Below are 1,330 nucleotides of genomic sequence, written 5' to 3' on the forward strand. Positions count from 1 at the left end.
TACTCCAGCCGCACTTCGAGGTTCGGGCTGGTCGAAGTCCCGAACGTGAGACGGCCATCGCCGAGACCATGGGGTTGTGACGCTCCAAGGTGATCGGACGATGGCCGTGTGGTCCACGGTAGCCCAGGCCGGCCCAGCGTGTTGGGACGATGCACTGGATGAGTTGTTCTCCCAGGTGCTGGCACCGTTCTTCGGGCGGCGCGAGCCGCGGTTGCGGGCACGGGCCTGCCTGGAAGGGCTGCTGAGTGATCTGGAACGGAAGAACGGCTGGTCGCTGGCCGAGTACGCCGGGGACACCTGTCCCGATGGGATGCAGCGACTGTTCAACCACGCCCGGTGGGACGCCGACCAGGTCCGCGATGCGCTGCGAGCGCAGGTCGGCGAGCGATTCGGTGACCTGGCGGGGGTGCTGGTGATCGACGACACCGGGTTCGAGAAGAAGGGCGGCTGCTCGGCAGGGGTGCAGCGGCAGTACACCGGCACCGCAGGGAAGATCACCAACTGCCAGATCGGCGTGTTCGCCTCCTACAGCACACCCAGCGGGCGGCGGGTTCTGATCGACCGGGAGTTGTACCTGCCCGCGGCCTGGTTCGCTGCGCCGCACCGCCTGGCCGAGGCCGGGGTGCCGCCGGGCACGGTCTTTGCGACCAAGCCCGAGCTGGCCTGGAAGATGATCGAGCGGGCCGCCGACGATGTGCTGCTCAGCTTCGGCTGGGTCACCGGCGATGAGGCCTACGGCGACAATACGGTCCTGCGTGAGCGGTGCCGCAGCCGTGGCCTGAGCCAGGTCTTCGCGGTCTCGTGCGACCATCCGATCACCGTGGCCGGTGCCAAGACCCGCGCCGACCGGGCTGTCGCCGCCTTGCCCGCCTCAGCTTGGCAGCGCTACTCCTGCGGTCAGGGCGCCAAGGGGCACCGTTTCTACGACTGGGCCTGGATCACGCTCGGCGAGCACGGCTCCCATGACTGGCTGCTGGCTCGCCGCTCGATCAGCGACCCCTGCGAGGTGGCCTACTACCGGTGCTGGTCCGCCGGCCCGGCCGCTCTGACCGCCCTGGTCCGCGTGGCGGGAGCCCGCTGGAGCATCGAGGAGTGCTTCCAGGCCACCAAGAACGAGGCCGGGCTCGACCATTACCAGGTCCGTAAGCACATCGCCTGGTACCGGTACGTCACCTTGGTCATGGTCGCCCACGTTCACCTGGCGTTCCTGTCCGACTCGACGACCGCTCCGCCCCCCACACAGGGGGCCCACGGGCGGACAATCACCGCCGGAGCCCGCAAACCCCACCGACCCGGACGGGGACGAGTCCCACGACCTGATCCCGCTCAC

At 69.0% G+C, this 1,330-nt stretch carries 1 protein-coding gene; it reads left to right on the forward strand.

The features are described from left to right. Positions 1–100: 100 nt before the first annotated feature. A partial coding sequence (locus E1295_RS48125; RefSeq protein WP_425465410.1) for an IS701 family transposase occupies positions 101–1,330 on the forward strand: 1,230 nt, incomplete at its 3' end.

This window comes from Nonomuraea mesophila, assembly GCF_004352805.1.
GTDB lineage: Bacteria > Actinomycetota > Actinomycetes > Streptosporangiales > Streptosporangiaceae > Nonomuraea > Nonomuraea longispora.